The organism is Natronoglycomyces albus (assembly GCF_016925535.1).
Lineage (GTDB): Bacteria > Actinomycetota > Actinomycetes > Mycobacteriales > Micromonosporaceae > Natronoglycomyces > Natronoglycomyces albus.
The window spans coordinates 874,346-893,227 of record NZ_CP070496.1 but is presented as its reverse complement, the minus strand read 5'-3'; the positions used below and the strand labels follow the sequence as shown (position 1 = coordinate 893,227).

The following is an 18,882-nucleotide window of genomic DNA, read 5'->3' as shown; positions in this document are numbered from 1 at the left end:
GACGCCATGCCTTGTTGACGCTGGCCTAACAGAGTCTAGGCGACCAGACCGTAAACGATATCAACCAGATGCGCAACGAAGTGACCGCGTTCTTCCCACAAGTCCAGAAGCTACCGGATCTATTCCACAAGACTTATTTAAGTTCACTTTTGTACTCTGAAAACATGTAACTATAGAATACTTCATTTGGCTCTATTTTGAAGATCTCGGATAGATTCTTTCCTTTATCCGATACTACAATTGAGAGATGCCGACCCATTTCTTCAAGCCACTGCACAGCTTCACTATTGCTGCGGACTTCAGCTGCATCAATTACATCAATGCGATTTCCTTGTATCGACAATTCCAGTAGCCGTTCAAGGCTCATAAAGTTTAGGCATTCAATCACTCGACTTACTGTCTCTACTCTATTCTTTAGCCACCAGCCATCATTTGCTCTTGAGACTGCGGCTTGAACCGAATTCTCATCCAGCCTCATATTGTTGAAAATCTGCTTATATATTATCCCTTCGTCCAGTCCTTCGACTCTTGCTTCTTCCTCTTCAGTATATTCACCTATTACGTTTCGGACAGCAAACTCCACATCCCAAATGCTCAAAGCCCTGTGGGCTCCTTGTCGAACAATAATCTTCGCTGCGACCCGAACGAAGTGCCTGAGATAACATTGAAATCCACGAGGAGTGATATCCAAATAGAACCATGATAGGTGTTCCGCCCCTTCTGGCAGTTCATCAATAATCGTATCTATTCGGGACAGGTGCTGCTCTACGTCTCCATTCCATTCTTTGAACGGGGTGCCATCACCAATCCTGACCAGCCCCTCAACCAGCATCTTCTTAACCACACGGAATGCTTGCTGAGCTGACCATACATCCAGCATGGAGTACGTCGAATCCGCATTCCCACAATCACGGATGTAAGAACTCACCGGCTCTCGTACACGGATGTAGGCACCCCAACGCGACAAAGCCGCGATGTACGAGACGATCCCGACAGCTTCCGACGAAGCAACCCAATCAACAACCGCAGTTTCCAGTATTCCATATTGGATTTTCAGATCAAACTGATCATCCACCCTCAATATGCACTCTCTTCCACTTGCTTTTCTTCGATGTAGAATCACCTAGCAGATATTCGATGGTGGCACCTCCACTTGTGGAACCTGACCGCCACTTAATTTGGGTGCCATCAGACAGTCTCCACATTGAATCGCCGGCGCCCATACTGTCAGGAGTTATGTTTACGGCATCGTCACCCACCCACCTATTGAAGAGCCCTCTAAGCTCGTCTTCAGTTTTAGCAAGTTTAGTACCTTTACTGTTCCCATTACCAAGATTTCTCAAGTCCTCCCTGATGGTATTGGCTGGTTTACAGTTGTGGTTGAGGAGGTTGTTCTCGCCACTGACGACGTAGAAGGTGTGGAGTGATTCGACGGTGAGGCTGTGGGTAGTGGTTGTGGTCTCATGATGCTCTACCTGGGCCGCTTGTGTCCAAGACCCCGAAGAGGTCTTGATCCACGCCCCGGCTGCGAGGTCGCGCGCCGGTGCCCAATAGCCATCAGTCGCCTCCGCGTCCGCGGGGTCGTCTATGGCCCAGAAGGCGTGACCGGCCGTAGCTGTGATCTCCTCGGATACAGTCTCGGCATCAGGTGAACCCGTGGTGATGGTAACGAGGTTGCGAACCGATTCGGGGGTTTCGTGAACCTCAGAGACAACTGCGGGCTCGGTCTGCCCGGTCAGCACATCGGCAGCCAGAACCTCATGGCCGGATTTCACCAGCTCGATGGGTTTCACCGAGCCATCAGCCATGAGCACCAGAGTGCCAGCCACAAAGCTGCGACAGGCACGGTTGACCCATGGCCAAGGCACAGCACTGACGGCTTTGCCGATGTATCCGGCTAGCCTACCGATGGGGATGACGTTGAGAGCTGCCCAAGCACACGAACTCCAGTCACCACTGGCACATTCCTTAATATCGGTAATGCCAATCAGGTCAGAGATGATCTCATCGGCAATCTCTCCGACCTTGCTAAAGGACAGGTTGAAGTAGTGGTTTGCCATCCACTCGCACTGGTCGGTTGGCATACCGTACTGACCACAGTACAAAGCGAAGAGGAAGTCGTCTTCTTGCGCGTCTACTGGCACTGGTGGGAGGCATTCGCCGAATTGGCTGACATCTTGGCCTACTGTGCTGCAGCCTTTTTGGTCTCCCCATTGCCAGTTTGTCCATTGGCTGCCCGATGTATCAACGGTTGGGCAAAATTCTTCCATGCAGCTTGGTGCTGGTGGTTTTGGTCCCGGTCCGCTCTTGCGTGGTGCGGTGGGGGCCAGGAAGATGGTTCCGCCATCGGGGTTGGCGAAGTATATGCATTCGGCGCATAGTCCTGTCGGGTCGGACTTGGTGATCGGTGAGTTGTCCGCATAGGCATAGCCGTTGAGCTGTTGGGGGTTCCAGAACGTGGCGATGGGGTCTACGGAGATGAATCGCCCGGTGGCTGGTTCGTATTCGCGTGCCCCGATTGTGGTGAGTCCGAGGTGTTCGTTGTCGATTCCGCCGATGAATCCACGTTGGTCGGGCCAGGCGGTGGGTGTGTCGCCGCGTTGGTTTCCGAAGGGGTCCATACGCCGGGTTTGGGCGATCATGCTGAAGCCGTTGATCGACCACAGGGCGGTGCCATGGTGGTCACCGGCCATCCAGACAATGTCGCCTCGGTCGGCTCGGGTGGCGATCACGTCACCTGCGTGGTGGTAGTAGCGAGTGACCGATAGGGCCCCGTCACTTTTGATGTTGACTTCGTATTCGGCAAGCCATGCGGTACTTGACCCGTCGGGGTCGATGCGCATGAGTCGTTCACCGGCGATGGTGTCGATGAATCGGGTTGTTTCTTCGCCGTTCTCGGCTTTTTCGACTCGCCCGGTTGGCCCCCAGGCGAGGATGGTCAGGTCACCGTCTCGGTCGATCGAGGTGGTGTTACCCGAATCGTCGTAGGTGTATACCGAGCGCCCTTCATCAGCTCCGGTGCGGAGGACTTCTTGCAATGTGTGTGGTTGCGCCCCATCGTTGGGGAAGGCATATTCGTGGATGGTCTCGCCGTTTGGTCCCCATTGGGTTTCGCTGGTGCGGTTCCCGGTGGAGTCGTAGGTGTAGCTCGACCAGTATGGAGCCGGTCCACCGATGTCTGCTGATGTCGGGCTGGCCAGGCAGTCGCCAATACCTGATTGGCTCCATGCGGCGGTGATGCGTTGCAGGTGGTCGTATTGAAAGCACTGTCGTTCAGGGCTCATCGATACGTGGGTGGCGTCATCGGCAACGGAGAGAACGTTGCCCGATTGGTCGTACTCGTAGGTAAGCGCTGCTACCGAGTGTCTGGTTCCGTCGTATTCGCCCGGTGAGTCTTTGTCCAGCCAGAAAGCGGCTCGCCGATGGGTTCCTTCTTCGAATTCCCACGTTTGTGTGACTTGGCCTGTGCTTCCGCCGATGTCGTTGGGGTCGCCCAGCGTTCTTTGAAGCAGCTGTCCATAGGGGGAGTATTCGACGGCGTCGACATAGACTTTTCCGGCTCCGAAGTCTGGGCCGGTTCCGGCTGTGCGGGTGGGTTGGCCCAGTTCGTTGTAGCCATAGATCATCGTCTCGGGGCGAAGTTGTCCTATACCGCTGCTGCGGGTGGTGTTGATTGACCCATCGACGTGATAGGTGGTGGCTCTCCAGTGGCTGCCCGCTAGCGCTCCTGCTGTATCAGGAAGGTGCCAGTGGTTTTGCATGACGCGGCCGGCCTCGTCGTATCGGCCGATTTCTTCGACCCATGCTTCGCCGTCTATCCATGTCGTTGCGGTTGCTGGTAGGCCGATGCCGTTGGTGGCGGTGTCGAAGGTCCACTCGGCCAGGAGTTGGCCTGTCTGGACGGGCCCTTCCCACATTTCTGTTTGTCGGTTGAGCTGATCGTAGGTGTAGTGCAGCTCTATGCCGCGAGCGTCCTTTGAGGTCAGTACTTGTCCGGCGTCGTTGTAGGTGTGGGTTGACCTTCCGGCGTCTGGGTCGTCGGTTGCGGTATTGCGGCCTGCTATGTCGTATTCGAACGACCAGGTGTTTGACTCGGAGTCGGTGACTGTCTCAAGGTGACCGGCCGGGGTGTATGTGTAGGTAGTGGCGTCATATTGGCCGCTGGGGGTACTGCCTTGGTATTCGCGTAGTTCGATGAGGTTGCCGCGTGCGTCGGTGAGTTCGGCGGTCGGAGTGGCCCCTTCCGGAGGGGTCATTCGCACCATCCATGCCGAACTATGACCACCGTATTGCATTCTCGTGCGCCACTGTTCGACATCTTTGATGAGAAAGATTTCATCGGTGACGCGGCCCGCGAGGTCGTATTCGAGTTCGGTACGAGAGATATCGTTGGTGCGTTCGACGGCTACCAGGTTGGTCGTGGGGCCGGATTCATTGTTGAAGGTGGCCCCTGAATCGACCACGACGAGCCCACGTGAGTCGTACTGGGTTTGAGTGACGAGGCGTCCCCCGTGAGTTTGAACCTGTGTTTGCCGTGGGCGCAGCATGCCGTCGTAGAGTTCGATGCTGGTGACATAGTGTTCCCCCGCCACCATCGTCTTCGTTGTCACGGCGGTAGCGCCATTGCCACGAATAAGGTATTCGAAGGACTTATTGGGGGTTTGGTTGCCGCGGTTGCGGTTTGGCAGCCATACGTCGGTGACACGACCGAGTGGGTCGTATGCAGCTTCGGTGACGCCCCCGTTGTGGTCGATGGTGCGTTGGGGTTGGCCCCAAGCGACATGGAGTTCAGTTCGTGAGGTGTGCCCCAGTGGGTTCGTCACGGTGGTTTGGGTTACTGGCCCTCCGGTACTGGGCACGTACTGGCTGGTGGTTGTTGCTCCCGTGGCATCGGTTGCCTCAATGGGGCGGCCCTGACTGTCATAGATGGTGGTGGCCTCGGTGATGAACTGGGGTCCGTCGTCCCAATCCACCAAAGTATCCACACGGGTGGGTAGTCCCCGGGTTGGTGAGGCGGTCAGGCTGGTGTTGCCGTCGTAGTAGATTCGGGAGTCCGCCAGGACATCATCAGGCCTACTGACCGTGGCCCCACAAGCGACTGCCACGGTCTCGGTGCGGCGAATGCTCTCAAATATCCATGCGCTGGTGTTGGTGGCGTACCAGGTCCGGGTGCAACGTTGGTCATCAGCGGCGAGGTCGCCGATGTCATGGGAGGTCGTGGGGCGGCCATATTGGTCGTAGTCGGTGCGCGATTGGGCTCGTTGCCAAGTGTTGCTGTTGAGGCGTTGCCGGCTGTCTTCGCGAGACGGGGCTACCATCCACGCTTCGATGTCGCCGCCCTCGTGGCTACGGGTGGCGGTCTTGTTGGTCCAAAATCGTGTGGTCTTCGATGACACTATGGAGTTGCCATCATAGGAGGCCGTCTCCCACACTTGGCCCGCTAGCGCCCGGTGGTCGGTCACGGAGTTTCCTTCTGAGTCGGTGACCGACACACTTCGCTTTCCGCCGTTGGGTAGCGGTTGGCCGTCCATTCCTCGGTAGTGACGGGTGTGGGACCGCAACTGGTTGTTGTAGAAGGGGTCACCAATAACGGTGGCTACCTGGGTGTATCCGCGCCACTGGTTGTAGGTGCGATGATCCTCGTCGCTGAATTCGCTGTCATCCCATGCCCAGAGGACATCGGTGCCGCCACCGTCGGTGGAGTATTCATAGAAGGTGTAGACCTCTGGCGATCCACCAACGGTATCGGTAGCGATCACCGAGTCGATGACGTACTTGTGGAACCAGTCCTTTTCGGGTTCGTCCAACCCCGGCGGTGTCCACCACACCGGATAACAGCGCTTCGTGTTGTTGTGATCGGACTGAGGCAGATTGGTTCGTGTGCATTCACGATCCGAATAGGATACCTCGGTGAGACCTCCCGTCTCGGAGAGAATCCCCTTAATACGCGGTCGCCAGATCGACGGTATACCCGCGTCGGTCTCGACCCGGTTGGCTAGCCACTCAGAGCTAAACGTGACCTCAGGTACTGAGGCGGTACCGCCGAAGTGGCCCGTATGGGTAATACCCGCCAACCACAGGACAACCTGAGAGTCATCACCGTAATCCTTGAACTCATGACGAAGTTCCCATGAATCAACGTTGGTGAAGCTGCTGCCGGTACGTACCTGGGTCGAGATCTTTTCCAGCTTTTTCGTACTGAAGAAACTAGGGCTAAACTGTTCACACGGTGTGCCCTCGCACGCCAAGTCCCATGGTGTGTCGGGCCAGGATTCGGGCTTAGGCTCATCCGATGAGTCGTAGCAGTCTTCCAGGCAGCGATCAGTGATATCGAAGAGGACACGTCCGGTCGGTTTGATGGAAGAATCGTCGCTTCGCAGTCCGTATTCGATTTTTGTTGGCCACCCGGAACGCGTATAGGACACACGGTTGTCCTGGTCAGCCGCTGCAGCATAGTGTCCGGTTTCGGTGTCGTAATAGAACCGGGCCATGTTTCCGTGAACATCGATAATCTTATCGAGCATCCACCGATAAGCTTGATTACACCGCGATCCTTCGAAGTCATTCGACTGGTAACACGGTTCGCCAGAATGATTTCCATACACTGGCACCGTCCACCGCGAAGAAGAGGACGAGGCCTCCCCGGCGAAGAAATATCTCGTGCCGTCTGGCAGCGTCACGATCCACCGTTCGGTTGTTCCGCTGCCGGAGCTTGCAGGCGAACCACGATGTTGGATGCGCCAATTCGCATCACTGGCCGTACGCCACTGCCCCGTGGCATCGTCAAGCACCAGGCTCTGTGCTCCACCGTTGAGAGACAAAGTCAACGAAGGTGAGTCACCGTCCCAACACAGATCTCCTGACGGGTGGTCGGCGTTGTTGCCGTCCTCATCATCGCGCGCACATGGCGTATAGGTACGTTCGATAAAGCCAGGATCGTAGTTCCAGCCATCGCCAATCCATGATGCCTGGTTATTGGAGCCCGATGTCCGGCCATCATGTGATTGGCTGCTGTAGCTGAGCCCAACCTCGGGGACCGGGCCAATAGAGGGAGGAGTTCTGGTCGCATACGAATGAGTGAAACCTCCCGAGGACCCACCGTGGGACCAAGTGCCCGACGGTGCGAGGTCGGTAGCGGTCCATGATCCGCTCTCTCCAGAATCAGCCGCGGATACCGCAAACGTCACGTCGTGGTTGTCCGCGCTGCCCCAACCCTGGCCCACCGTGGCGGTCAACGATTGGCCCACACGGTCTTTCGAAACACTAACCTCAGATACTGGCTCACAGTCCGAACGGTGGTCGCGGACCATCTGGCAATCGATGAGGGCACTTACGGTCAGCCGGTCAGCCCAACCACCGCCATACAATTGAGCAAATCCCGAATAGTCGACCTCGAAGGTCAACTCGTCGTCACCTTGTAGCCCCTGGGCCACCACGACTGGGCCTGCGAAACCGGCATCGGTCGCCTGTTGCCTATTCAAGGTAGAGAAACGGTGCGAACGGGACTGGGACCCATTCTCACTTCGCAGCGAAAACGCCTCCTCGCTCGGCCATGCGGCAGCATCCGCTCCCTGCCAGGAATCCGTATCGGCCATGTCAGGGCTTATGGCCCCGATGTCTTCGACAGGTACTGACGGCACCGTCGGGGCAGAACGCTCACCCTCATCGGTAAGGAACGGCAAAGGGAAAACCACAATCAGCACGACGGCAACCAACGCTGCGGAGAACACAGTCATGCTCTCTCGCAGCCGATCGCCCAGGGAATACTTGGGCTGCAAAAGGCCCGAACGGCCGTCCAAAGGCACAGTGGAACTGAGGGGGTTACGCACGGTTAGTTCACCACCAGGTTTGGGTCATACATGTTCATGATGGTCTGGTCGGGAACGACACCGGACCAGACGATGACATCGTCCAACTCGCCTTGAAGTGGCATACCGTAGTCGCCTACCCCGCCGCCGATACACAGCGAGCCCTCCATGGGCAGCTTCGGAGTATCGAACGTGGCAACATGCTGCCCATTGATGAAGAACCGCGCCCCATCTTGATGGTCGCTTGCCACCGCAAGAAAGATCCACTCTTCGTCAATACCTGCCCGGTCAGCCGGGTGACTACCATTGTTAGGACCATTGACGGTGTCGATCGACCATGTCCAATATGGCAACATTCCGCCGTGCCAGAGGTGGAAGGAGGCCTCATCACCATCGGTGTATTGAACAACTGTGCCCGGGCCTGAGTTTCCACTACTAAAACTAATTTGATCAAGCCGAACCCATGTGGTGAAGGTGAATGAGCTCGATGGCGCGAAATCCGCATACTCAACGCAGGCGGCACCGTCGCGTTCAAACCGGATAGCGCCCCCAGGGGTGGCATCCCAGCCATCGACCCACTCATGGTCGCCCTCAACCTGCAAATGGCGGCCGTTGTCGGTCCAGTCTTCGCCACCGCCATCGAGTGCCCACCACGCCTGCAGTTCAACTGGCGTGGCACCCATAACCTCTGCGAAACGGACATCAGAGCCACTCCACAATTGGACATCGTGGATTCCACCGCTCCAGTGTTCCCACCGGTGACTGTCAGACTCACGTCCGGCACAACCAACCAGTGTCGGACCGCCTGCGATCCAAAAGTCCGCACTGGCCTCACGTGACCCCTGCGCTTCTCCGTCAACATAAAGGCGTATATGTCCGTTGAGGCGGTCATATACTCCGGTGAGGTGGTACCACCGCTTTGCCTCAATCTCCGTATCGCCCAAAACAGTAATCCAGTCCGCACCTGCTCCAGAGGGTGCATCAGCGCTCAACATTGCGAACTGGAATTGTCCCTCCTCAGAGAGATAACGCAAACGGGCCGCAGTATTGTCATCACCAGCAATAGAAACCGCTGTCGCGTTGCTGTCCAGGTCATCTGGTCTGACCCATGCAGAAATAACGAACGACCGGTCTGTCACAACCGTAGGCTCAGGGTAGGAAGCACAGCTATCGCCTGAAAGTTCCATCGAACCACGCGGACGCTCAAAAGGATCTGCCCCCACCGTCGCCTGATCGGGAATGTCGACATCGCGACCAAATCCCGAACTGTCCTGACCTGAGTCACGGAACTCCCAGCGCACCGCCTGCAATGACCCTGGCACCTCAACAGCAGCCTCGTCGAAGAGTCTGTCGCTGGCTACTCCTTGCCAGATCACTACTTGGTCAATCGCACCGGTGACAAAGTCTGACATCGATGGACCATCGGCTCCAGCATGGAGAGCACAACCAATACCAACGCCTCCGCGTTGACCGACTGGGGCCCGCCAGTTCTCAAAGTTATAGTCCGCATCAGAGTCGAACTCACCATCGATGTGAAGGCGCAGATACTCAACTTCAGGATCGACCGTGACCATCACGTGATACCACCGGCCCGCCTGCACCGGCTGGCTTGAGGACACCTGCGCAAATGTGGCGGGGTCAGATACATCTGCCTCAGCCAAGCGGAAATTCCAGCGTTGACTGTGGCTGTCGTAACCAAGGGTGAACTCCGAACGGTTCGCCCCAGCTTGAGAGAGAAAGACCTGATCAGTATCCAAGTCATCAACTCGTGCCCACATCGCCAGGGAATATGCCGCATCGGTGCGAACAACCTCGGAGGCCGTTCCAGCGCAAGCCTCGCCATCGAATGTGGCAGCCGAGTCAACGCGACCATGGCGATCCTCAGTAAACTCCACCCCAGCCTCCGAAAGAGGACTCACGTGGTGTCCGTTTCCCGTTTGGTCCCACCAATCCCCGTCGATTTGCCACGCACCGGTAGGAGTAGCCGTACCGAATCGCCCAGCGTAGAACGAATACGATTGTGAGTTCGAATAGTTTCCCGCGTGGTCCAACGCCCGTACGTATACTGTGTGTCGTCCCGCTGGGACCCGGTGAAGAGTGATTTGAGCCATACCTGAGGACGTAACGGATTGGTCATAGGTATCGGAATTCCACGAGTACTCAAAGGCAGCTACACCCGAGCCCTCATCACTACTCTCCACATTCAGTGCCACGTTGGCGTGTTCGGGAACCAGGAATTCATGGCCATCCTTGGTGATGTCGGGTGCCGTCGGTGGGGTTGTATCTACCCTGAAGTAGCAAAAGGACGCCCAATTGGACCACTGGTTATTGCTGCCTGTGTAGTTGTCACGAGAGCGCATCCGCCAGCGATAGTTACCATCGGATAGATCACTAGAGACGTTCCAACTACGGTCAACACCGGTGGCCAGAGTGCGCGACGCAGATGTATAGGACCGAATGGAAGAAGTGCTGTTGGGCGGATAGACACGGATCTGGTACCCCACACGCCCATCGGGGTCGTGAGGGCGTCCCCGCAAACTTGGGGATCGGGTGTTAATCCACGGCCCAGGCGAGGACGATGCACAACCACGACCATGCGTGTTCTGCCTGGTAGGCCTCGTCGGGTACGAGTTGTATTCCACATCCAGGCGCGGATAGCTGCTATTGACACCTAGTCGTCGGTACTGCATTCGATCGCCCTCGGAGCCTGAGCGAAATCCGAAGCTAATGGTGTTATATGGATGGCTGGCATGCCGTTGAACCTGCTGGCGAACGCCACTACCGTTGAAATTGACCACACGGTTGCTGCCACCACAGTTGGAGTTGGAGGACCCAACGTCACGGGTTTGCAATGACGATCCGTGCTGCCATGAGACGCTGTTCCACGTCGAACTCGAATCGATGGCGTGAACCTGCCAGATCCGAAGCGGGGTCGTCCCCGAACAGTTACCGCTATGAGTCTGACGCACCTTCACCGAGGCCGAGATAATTTGCTTGTTGCGAATTCCCTCGGTGTTGAATCGGACCACAGACCGCCACCTCCCGCATGTAGGGTCTCCGCTGCACTCCCAGCCTTGATAGCCCACACGCATACCGCCGTCGTTCCACCATGACGGCGAAGAGTTCGGTTGTTCACGGAATACATTCGTCCACCCCATTCGTGCCCCCCGAAACGGTGGGTCGATGTAGATGGGATAGACAGCCTCGGAGTCGGAAAGCAAATCGGCATCAGGAACAACGCTCAACGTCTCCTCAGACAAGCTCATAGCCATTTCGCTGACCCGCCCCGGAGCAATCTGGTCGGCTCCCATGGGGTCAGTTCCATCGGTGACGTCCACAAAAGCACCGAGGAGCCCCTCGGCCTCAACAGTTTTGGACTCATGCTCGATCGACGAGGAATCCCACATCAGAGCCTGTCCCGATTCAAACGCCACGTCGCCTTCGTCATCACGGGCCACAACCACGTTTGTTTCCGGTTCCTGACTCACATCAAGCTCGACAGACTCAACGCCGACCTCTACGTTGGCTAGTTCAGGAAGCGAGGCTGCCTCGGGGGTGTGCACCACCAACACATAGAAAAACCCATCTGGTTTAGCAGTAACAACCAAATCGACGTCCGGATAGACGTCGGCATACGTGGCAGATGAACCTTCTACAACCGGTTGGGGCAACGAATCGGGCCACCGCAAAGCCAGTGAGCCACCCTCAGGACTCGTAGCAGTCACAAAAGGCGCATCGCCCCCAGCCGACACCTCAATTTCTGAAACCGTCGCCACCGCACGAATAGACCCGTCCGCACCAGACACGAGATCCGTGTCGATGTCAGCCCACTCCCCCGACTCTGTAACCGCCCAACGAGGCAGTGCAGAAATGTCTGAGCGAATGGTTCCGTGAGGCTGGGCATAGGCCCTGGAATTGAAATCCCGCGACGATTCGATTTCCACCTCGAAACCACAAGCTTCAGCAAGCTCAATTGCTTGGGCTTCCAAGGCCGCTACCGCATCAGCATCATCGACCGGACACTGATCCGAATCATTGGCTGAATTGGTCGCCGAGTCAGCCGAGGCTGTCGCGGAAACACCGATAGCCAGGGGAAGGATCAACGCAAAGCACATCGCTTGGATAAGCCAAGCACGAGAATAGGGCACGACAGATCGCTTGCGGCCGGGCAGACGCAACACAGGGGCTCCTGAATGAATTTATATGTGGGGCACGGAAATAGCAACAACCTTAAACAAAGGCCTTCGCCAGGGATAGAAGCTAGCTGGGACACAAAAGTCTGTCAACACCGAACAGGCTTCCATTACTATCCAAAACGGACTAACAGCCGCAAAGCAATACACCGTCCAGTGACGTGAAAACCACCAGCAACCACAACCCACAAGAGCCCAATTGCAGGACACCCGCTTGCTAATCGGCTCGCATCAGATCCCACCGAAAATTCTATGTGACCTCGAGCACTCCGGGGAGTGATAGGTCGCATGATTCGACGAGACCAAGGCCGAAACCCAGTAGTCCCTTAAGACTCCATATGAAGGCTCTGGCCAAATCCAGACAGGACAGACACAGATAGGCCAGGAGGTCGTGCCTGCGACCGCCGAACCAGACTCCACCCCAGAGCCAATAAAGTTCTCACCTTCCAGCTTGCCACTGGCTTGCGATGAGACCCCAGCCCTTACCAGCGCGAAGACCACTTGCTCAATGCACGCTCTTGGGCGTTGAGCCACCGGATAACCAAGAGCCAGAAAGAAGAGTCTGTCGCTGTGTGACAGGCTAAGGAACCTCAGCCCAACATCCCTCAATGGTTCGGCGTCGGCGTATCAGTCGTGAACCGCGTAATTCGTCAGTGACGATCTTCAGAAGGGAACTCGTCCCGGAGTTCGCACCCCAGAGGCTGACCAAGCCGAAAGGGTCACTTTAGGACGTCCGATATCGAGAAACGACCTTCGTTGACGCAGCGTTGCCGCTCTGCGGTACCGGTTCTGAGATGGGTGTCCTCAGGCAACGTCTGCGACGTGACGAGCGCCAATGAGCAGAGTCGGCACGTTTGTGAGGTGGGTGGTTTGTCGCATCAAGGCCCTGACCTACCCAACCTGGGACCGCGATGGAGGTTCTGAGAAGCTTCTTGCGCTGCCTGTTTTCCCGCAGCCCACCGCGTGGCCAACCAACTGAGGATGTCGCTGAAGTCGACGGATTCGCTGAGCTGGTCGCCGTAGCTGCCGCCCGGAACGCGGGCGTCGGATGAGTGCTGGTGTTCTTGCAGCGCAGTGGTTTGTTACCACATGCACGGTGCCTGCTCGGACGACGCGCAAAAGGTGACGGTTAATTGAAAGGCATCAGCGCCGCCGGTACCGGCACCCGAAAAGACCCCAAGTACGTGCCGCTCGGAGTCGTCATCGACAAAATGAATGACCTCTTCGGCGCAGAATCATTCACCGAGTCTCAGGTCCGCGAGTTCGTACAGGGACTGGTGGACACCTTGCTGACCTACCCCGATTTGGTCAACCAGACCAAAGTCAACTCCAAGAAACAATTCATGGAGTCGCAAGACTTCTAAACAGCGGTCGTTGAATCAGTAGCCAACAACCAACAAGCCCACAACACCATGGCCGACTACTTCTTCAGCGACGGCCCCGCCATCAACGCAGTCATCGCAGCACTCGCCGACGCCTTCTACGAAGCCGCGAACGACCAGCACACAAATAACCCCTGAACGAGGCCAGCTTAGGCACTTACTTTGATGACTGAATCACTCCCTTGTTCAGCAACCAGCCCACGGTCTGCAAGATCGTCTACCGACACCCTCACTGCGCCATAGAGCCGCAACTCCGCTCAACTACGGCGGCACCTACTCTCATTATTTTTCCAAGAAGCTACATCGTGATCGTCAGCGGTCAGAATCCGACAGTGGAGGAAAGGAAGCCAGCACATCGAATTCTGAGGTCTGATTATATTCGTTGGGGTTCAGCAGGAGAGGATCAACTGCGATGCCAGAACCAGCATGTTTCCTCATGAGGCATCGCTCGTCTAGGTCAGTGACAATGCCGGTGCTCAGCGGGAAGTCTTTCCACAACTGAATCGCGGCATCTATAAATAGACGGACAATCCTCGTCTCACTTGCCCACGCGGTTCCTTTGTGTGGAGTCATTACAACGGCAGTGGGGGTGGCATCGATGAGTTCGGCCTGGTCATCGAACGAGGAGGACAAGTTGCTGAGAATATCCAAGTCGAAAAACTCTCCTGCATAGGAGAGAGTATCAGGGTCGTCGTTGAATACTGCATGGCATTCAAGGGCATCTGCGAATCGCTCGCCAAGCACATCGGGGGAATCCACCGAAGTGTACAACGTGTATTCACTGGACATTAGCTACTTCCTCTCAACCGGGTACACGTCGATAATCGTGCCATTCTTGACGATCTTGACTTCTTTCAATCGCTTGATAGGCAGGCGTTGCAGCCGCTCCTGCAACTGAACCGGGCTCACATCGTTATCGTCACAGTTAATAACGATACGTTCTGCCTGCCGCTTTTTGCGTGCCTTTTTCTCTAGAGTCCCGTGTATACCTTTGACTTCTGTGTGAGAAGTCGGGGCGTAGCAGTCCCAGTACTCACCTTCGATGACATAGTCAGGTTCTTTACCATGCTCGTTGGGCGGTGGGTTCTGTTGGATGTCGTACCCGGCCATCGCCAAAGTTTTTGCCGTCTCGTTCTCCCGGGTAATCGCACGGTTCTTCGCACTCGCCCCTGACAGCTCCGAGGGTTCGCCCCTTGGAGATCGATCAGGAGAGGGGGCAAGACTCGGTTGCGTCCACAGCCCAGGCGAAGAGTTAGGCGTAGCCGAACGCCCAGTCGATGTAGGGGGCGTTACACCTTTTGTGGCCAGTAAACCACTGCTGAGGGCCATTGCGATGCTTTGGGCTTCCTCTAGTTGGCTTCTTGCCGCCGCCAGCTGCGACACAGCGGCTTCAATTCTCGACCGCATGGATTCTGCTTGAGAGGCTGGCGTCTCAGCACCCAACGAGACGTAGGCTGAGGCAATTGCCTCAGCCTGAGTCATCGCGCCTTCACAGGTGGCGGTGACTTCCTCGATTTGCTGACAGCCATGGTCCACCGTTGAGGAAAATTCTTCGAGTTGACTCACTCTGAAAGGCTAGCAACCCCTCGGACCTGGTCAGAACGGCGTGATTGTGACACGCCTACCAACGTCAGGAAGTGTCACAAGAACTTCCACTGAAACCAAATTAAGAAACGAATGCCTAGGCGCAGGTGACGCAGGAACACTTCGCTGCTGTCACAAATGCCGTGATGGTCGCCTACCCGCTCATGAATCCGGAAATAGTATAGGGAATGTCGACACCCCTTCCCCAGGTGCAATGACGCAAGCCGCAGACCCATCATCAGTGAGGCTCCGAGGACCAGGGGCTCACCACAATCCGAGGTCGATCAGAGGCACAGGCCGTCGCCCGACACGCTTTACCGCGACAATGCCGAATGCTCAACGCCAGACACACTGCTATTTGGACTAGCCCACCCCCACTGCATTAGCGCTTTTGGCGGATTTTTGCCAATGGCGGGTTTGGTGCAGCGTATTGGCTGCTCAGAAGGGGTTATCCATCGGTCTCCAAAACCGAGGGTTGCAGGTTCGAGTCCTGTCGCCCCTGCAAATGATCAGTCGAGGCGCGGCCGCCACATTGTGGCGGCCGCGCCTCGACTTCTCTGTTTCTCAGGCTTTCTCTTTCCATGTTCGGCTTCGGCTGATCCACCGCGAATTTGCGGCCTTGCCGCTCAGCAGTGGATCCGCGAAGCGGAGGACGCCACCGAGCAAGGTCTCGAAGTCGTTGGGGTAGCTGTCAGCTTCGGGGCCTTGCCTACGGCGCCAGGTCCGGTAGTTGCCTCCGCGTGAGTCGACCAGTGAGCCGATTCGCTGGGAAAGCGGGCTGAGCGGGATCCCCCGATACTGGGCCGTGCGTCGCAGCGCCTCAGAGAGGGTACCGCCGTCAAGATCGTGCCCGCCGGTGAGTCGCCAGATGTCGGCCCAATCCCTCTCCCGGGTATTAATCTCCCCGAGGTTCACGGCCGTGGTGACCTTCTCGGCAAGGACGGTCTCGATGGGGTATGCCAGGATCTCGAAGTTGTGAGATTCGAGCACGGTCGGGTAGGAAATGCGGACCGCTCCCGGCGTGACCGGATCGCCGAAGTTGACGTCCAAGGCCAACTTGATCCGTGCCTTTCCAAGGGTGGCGGGCATCGTGATCCGAAGGCCGGAGTACAGGTCATCCTCACGAATGACTGCCGCGCGAATCTGGTCGGTGTCGAATTCGAGACCGTCGTCAACTCCGATACCGGCGATCTCACCGACTCGTTCGACGAGTGGCTCGACGTCGTTGTCCATGCGCCCAAGCAGGTCGGCATCGCGGGTAGGCCTACGTGCGCCGAAGGCCGCCAGCAGCAACCCGCCCTTGAGGATGAACTGGTCCCGATAGGACGAGACGGAGACGCGGTAGAGCCAGCGCTCTAGCGCGTAGGCCACCAAGAGTTCGTCGGTGCCTCGTTGCTGTTGTCGTCCGGCGTTTCGCAGATCGTTGAAGACACGGCCAGCCGTCGAGTTTCGAGAGGGAGTCGGCATCAGCTGAGTAGCACCCGCATCGCGTCGGCCAACACGGAGGCGCGACCGAGACTCCTGGCAACGTTCATAAGTTCCGCTGGTTGACCACGTTTCTCGGCGAGATAACTCCGCAACGCTGCGAGCGCAACATTCTCCCCGACCAGATGGCGAAGGCGCATCGCGTCAGCGATGGCGCGCTCGGGCGAGTAGACGTTCACCGACTCTCCAGGCGCCACGTCGAAGAGCTGTTTGCCGATGTCAAAAGTGGCTGCATCGAACCGGTGCGTCTCTACCGGCGGATAGGTAATACTGGGTGGATTGACACCCCTGGGCACCGCTAGCTGCACCGCTGGAGGGATCTCGTCGGTCAACTCGTGGAGTGCCAACGCTGAGACCAGGCAAACGACCCCACGCGGCGCGCGCCTAGCGGCTGCTAGGACGTCGAGGTATGCGGTCTCGGCCGCGTCAGCTTTGCGGTACACGCCTCGGGAGATCTGGACGACCTTCCCCGAATCTCGCCATGAATACACCGCACGTCGGGACCCTCCTGCGGCGATGACCTCCGGGAGCGTGAACGTGGCTGGAAGTTCATCCAGTTGGAAAGTCATGAACAAAATCATACCATTTTTTGATTTATGGTATGGATTCTTTCGCCACCAGGTTGCCACACACGGCTCTCACCCGGGGAACAAATTCGCATAGGTATCGATAAGGCCGGCAATAATCAGCAGGAAAAACATACCTGACCAGCATTTTTGTTGGTCAGGTATTGCTCTTTGTGGACATACGACCATGTCCGGTTTGTTCGGCTGAAACGGCTGAATCCGGCCCTGTAGGGCCATTTTTTGTCGGGTTTCGCATTCAGGGACAAAAACCCCAGCCCAACAGTGAGGCTTATGCAAAAGTGCAAATTCAAGGCCGCAGGAGGCGAAGTTTACGCAGGTAAACGAGCCGACGAGAACGCTGAAAGTGCCTTTTGCATAGGCCTCAGTGAAGTTCGACTCGTTCTATTTACGCCGGGTTGGGGTGTTTCGACTGGCCATTGAGGTCTGTCTTCTAGCTGGCGTCAGTCCTGGTCCTGGGGCAAATGCCGCCGGTGGAGTGCCGATAGGCGAGGCCCCAATTGGCGCGGCCCCCCTCTCACATGAGCGGGCCAATGCCAGGGGCCACGGCCCCACCGCACCCACTGGTCAAATCAGAGTTAACTCAGGTTGCCCAGCGCTTCCATTCCTTCGCATTCCAAGAGATCTTGCGCGCCTTGCGCATCCGCCTCTTCCCACGACTCCGCCATTCCGTGCAGATTCTCCGAACCTCGCAGATATGCCGCTGGCGTATCACGAAACATCGTGGCCATCAGATCTTGGAACGCAAAGTACGCGGCAGCGAATTGCAGTCCGCACAGACGCCACGTCACATCGATGACCCGAACCTCCGCCGCCTTAGCCCGGATGGGTTCCATGTCGCTTGCCAGGCCAGATAGACCCTCTCCAGCACTGCGGAATGTGTCGCCATCAATGACCTTCAGCGAGTTGTCCTGCTCGCCAGCATTCGCTGGCGCACTGCGGAGGTCACCGATGAGGTCTCCTACGGTCCCGCTGGCCACAGCGCGAACCAGATCGTTCAGGTTCTGGGTAATGGAGTCGCCCATTGCTTCCAGCAGCGCCTCTTTCAAAGTCATATACGCATCCGAGGCCTTGTCATACTTTGAGTAGCCCTTTAGAAACGCATGCAAGCTTTTGATCTTGGCACCGATACCAAACTTGACAATCGGGGCGCCAGCGGTCGGGTATGCCGCTGCCAGGGCGATGAGCCCCTTAATGATCAGCCACTTGGCCAGCTCGGCCAAGATGTCTTTGATGATCTCGTAAGTGGCGGTAGCCAAGAATTGCGCCGCTCGCAGCAAACCGACGATTCCACTACTGATTTTCCCCATCGAGCGCAGCGCTTCGGCCAAGCCATGCACGACTTCACGCGCCCGTGAGGTGTCTTCACTACTGCACTGAGAGAGAAATGTCAGCGCTATGTTGTCGGTCTCTTGACCGGCCACGGCCAGCAGGTCTCGGGCTTCGTTCCACGGATCTGCGGCCTCGGACATTGAGTCGGGGTCTCCACTGACCAGCATCAACAAATCGTCAAGTGGCATGACCAGTGCAAGCAGGCCGTCGATCGCGACACCTGCCAGCTCGCCAATGGGGTCTTTGACCCAATCGCCAAACCACTCCTCAGGTCATCGCGACCGGGCGATGGTAGGGCCGTCCACCCGCTGGGAACGATCACACGGCTACTCATCGGTCTACTGCCACCGGGCCAATGCGGCCACAACCTTCCCTGGGGCCGCCTGCCCTCATGCGGAAATCTGGCCCTTGTAAACCGAAAACCACCTACCCCGGCCCAAAATATTGGGCACTGAAAAGTATCTGACAAAAGAGCGTCTGCGTTGGCGGTACTAGCGAGTATTCGTGTTCGAGT

9 protein-coding genes, 1 tRNA gene and 1 pseudogene are annotated in these 18,882 nt (G+C 57.0%); 3 read left to right on the top strand and 8 right to left on the bottom strand.

Going from position 1 to position 18,882, the window contains the following annotated elements:
* Positions 1-133 precede the first annotated feature (133 nt).
* From JQS30_RS03710 to JQS30_RS03700, 3 genes are read right to left on the bottom strand one after another with little or no spacing between them, the layout of a single operon-like run.
* A complete protein-coding gene (locus tag JQS30_RS03710) occupies positions 134-1,075 on the bottom strand; it encodes a hypothetical protein (RefSeq protein WP_213172051.1) in 942 nt (313 codons plus the stop codon).
* Positions 1,068-7,829 (bottom strand): RHS repeat domain-containing protein, encoded by a 6,762-nt coding sequence (locus tag JQS30_RS03705; RefSeq protein WP_213172050.1) that lies wholly within the window; start codon positions 7,827-7,829, stop codon positions 1,068-1,070. The genes JQS30_RS03710 and JQS30_RS03705 overlap by 8 nt, the downstream gene beginning before the upstream one ends.
* A 2-nt stretch (positions 7,830-7,831) precedes the next feature.
* On the bottom strand, positions 7,832-11,533 hold the full coding sequence (locus JQS30_RS03700; protein ID WP_213172049.1) for a LamG-like jellyroll fold domain-containing protein: 3,702 nt from the start codon (positions 11,531-11,533) through the stop codon (positions 7,832-7,834).
* Between the two features lie 1,379 nt (positions 11,534-12,912).
* On the opposite strand from JQS30_RS03700, the gene JQS30_RS03695 reads away from it, so the two are divergent.
* Both JQS30_RS03695 and JQS30_RS17635 read left to right on the top strand, forming a co-directional pair.
* Complete coding sequence (locus JQS30_RS03695) at positions 12,913-13,053, top strand: hypothetical protein (RefSeq protein ID WP_213172048.1); 141 nt, start codon at positions 12,913-12,915, stop codon at positions 13,051-13,053.
* 81 nt (positions 13,054-13,134) lie between these two features.
* Positions 13,135-13,521, top strand: a pseudogene (locus tag JQS30_RS17635) (type I restriction endonuclease subunit R); the annotation flags it as partial.
* 174 nt (positions 13,522-13,695) lie between these two features.
* On the opposite strand, the gene JQS30_RS03685 reads toward JQS30_RS17635, so the two are convergent.
* Positions 13,696-14,172 carry a hypothetical protein gene (locus tag JQS30_RS03685; RefSeq protein WP_213172046.1) on the bottom strand — a complete coding sequence of 159 codons (477 nt, stop codon included), beginning with the start codon at positions 14,170-14,172 and terminating at the stop codon, positions 13,696-13,698.
* A gap of 3 nt (positions 14,173-14,175) precedes the next feature.
* Positions 14,176-14,949, bottom strand: a complete 774-nt coding sequence (locus tag JQS30_RS03680) for a CdiA C-terminal domain-containing protein (protein WP_213172045.1) — start codon at positions 14,947-14,949, stop codon at positions 14,176-14,178.
* 439 nt (positions 14,950-15,388) lie between these two features.
* On the opposite strand from JQS30_RS03680, the gene JQS30_RS03675 reads away from it, so the two are divergent.
* Positions 15,389-15,472, top strand: a tRNA-Ser gene (locus JQS30_RS03675).
* A gap of 59 nt (positions 15,473-15,531) precedes the next feature.
* On the opposite strand, the gene JQS30_RS03670 is transcribed toward JQS30_RS03675, so the two are convergent.
* The 3 genes from JQS30_RS03670 to JQS30_RS03660 all read right to left on the bottom strand — a co-directional run bounded on the left by JQS30_RS03670 (position 15,532) and on the right by JQS30_RS03660 (position 18,556).
* Positions 15,532-16,434: a nucleotidyl transferase AbiEii/AbiGii toxin family protein gene (locus JQS30_RS03670; RefSeq protein ID WP_213172044.1), complete on the bottom strand. Its 903-nt coding sequence runs from the start codon at positions 16,432-16,434 to the stop codon at positions 15,532-15,534.
* Positions 16,434-17,021 (bottom strand): type IV toxin-antitoxin system AbiEi family antitoxin domain-containing protein, encoded by a 588-nt coding sequence (locus JQS30_RS03665; RefSeq protein WP_213172043.1) that lies wholly within the window; start codon positions 17,019-17,021, stop codon positions 16,434-16,436. Before JQS30_RS03665 ends, JQS30_RS03670 begins: the two co-directional genes overlap by 1 nt.
* A gap of 593 nt (positions 17,022-17,614) precedes the next feature.
* Entirely contained in the window at positions 17,615-18,556 is a 942-nt protein-coding gene (locus JQS30_RS03660) for a hypothetical protein (protein WP_213172042.1), read from the bottom strand.
* Positions 18,557-18,882 lie beyond the last annotated feature (326 nt).

Bases quoted from the DNA above. Each gene is read 5' to 3' on its own strand.
- JQS30_RS03695 (WP_213172048.1), top strand. From the start codon at position 12,913: ATGGAGGTTCTGAGAAGCTTCTTGCGCTGCCTGTTTTCCCGCAGCCCA.
- JQS30_RS03685 (WP_213172046.1), bottom strand. From the start codon at position 14,172: ATGTCCAGTGAATACACGTTGTACACTTCGGTGGATTCCCCCGATGTG.
- JQS30_RS03670 (WP_213172044.1), bottom strand. From the start codon at position 16,434: ATGCCGACTCCCTCTCGAAACTCGACGGCTGGCCGTGTCTTCAACGAT.
- JQS30_RS03665 (WP_213172043.1), bottom strand. From the start codon at position 17,021: ATGACTTTCCAACTGGATGAACTTCCAGCCACGTTCACGCTCCCGGAG.
- JQS30_RS03660 (WP_213172042.1), bottom strand. From the start codon at position 18,556: ATGCCACTTGACGATTTGTTGATGCTGGTCAGTGGAGACCCCGACTCA.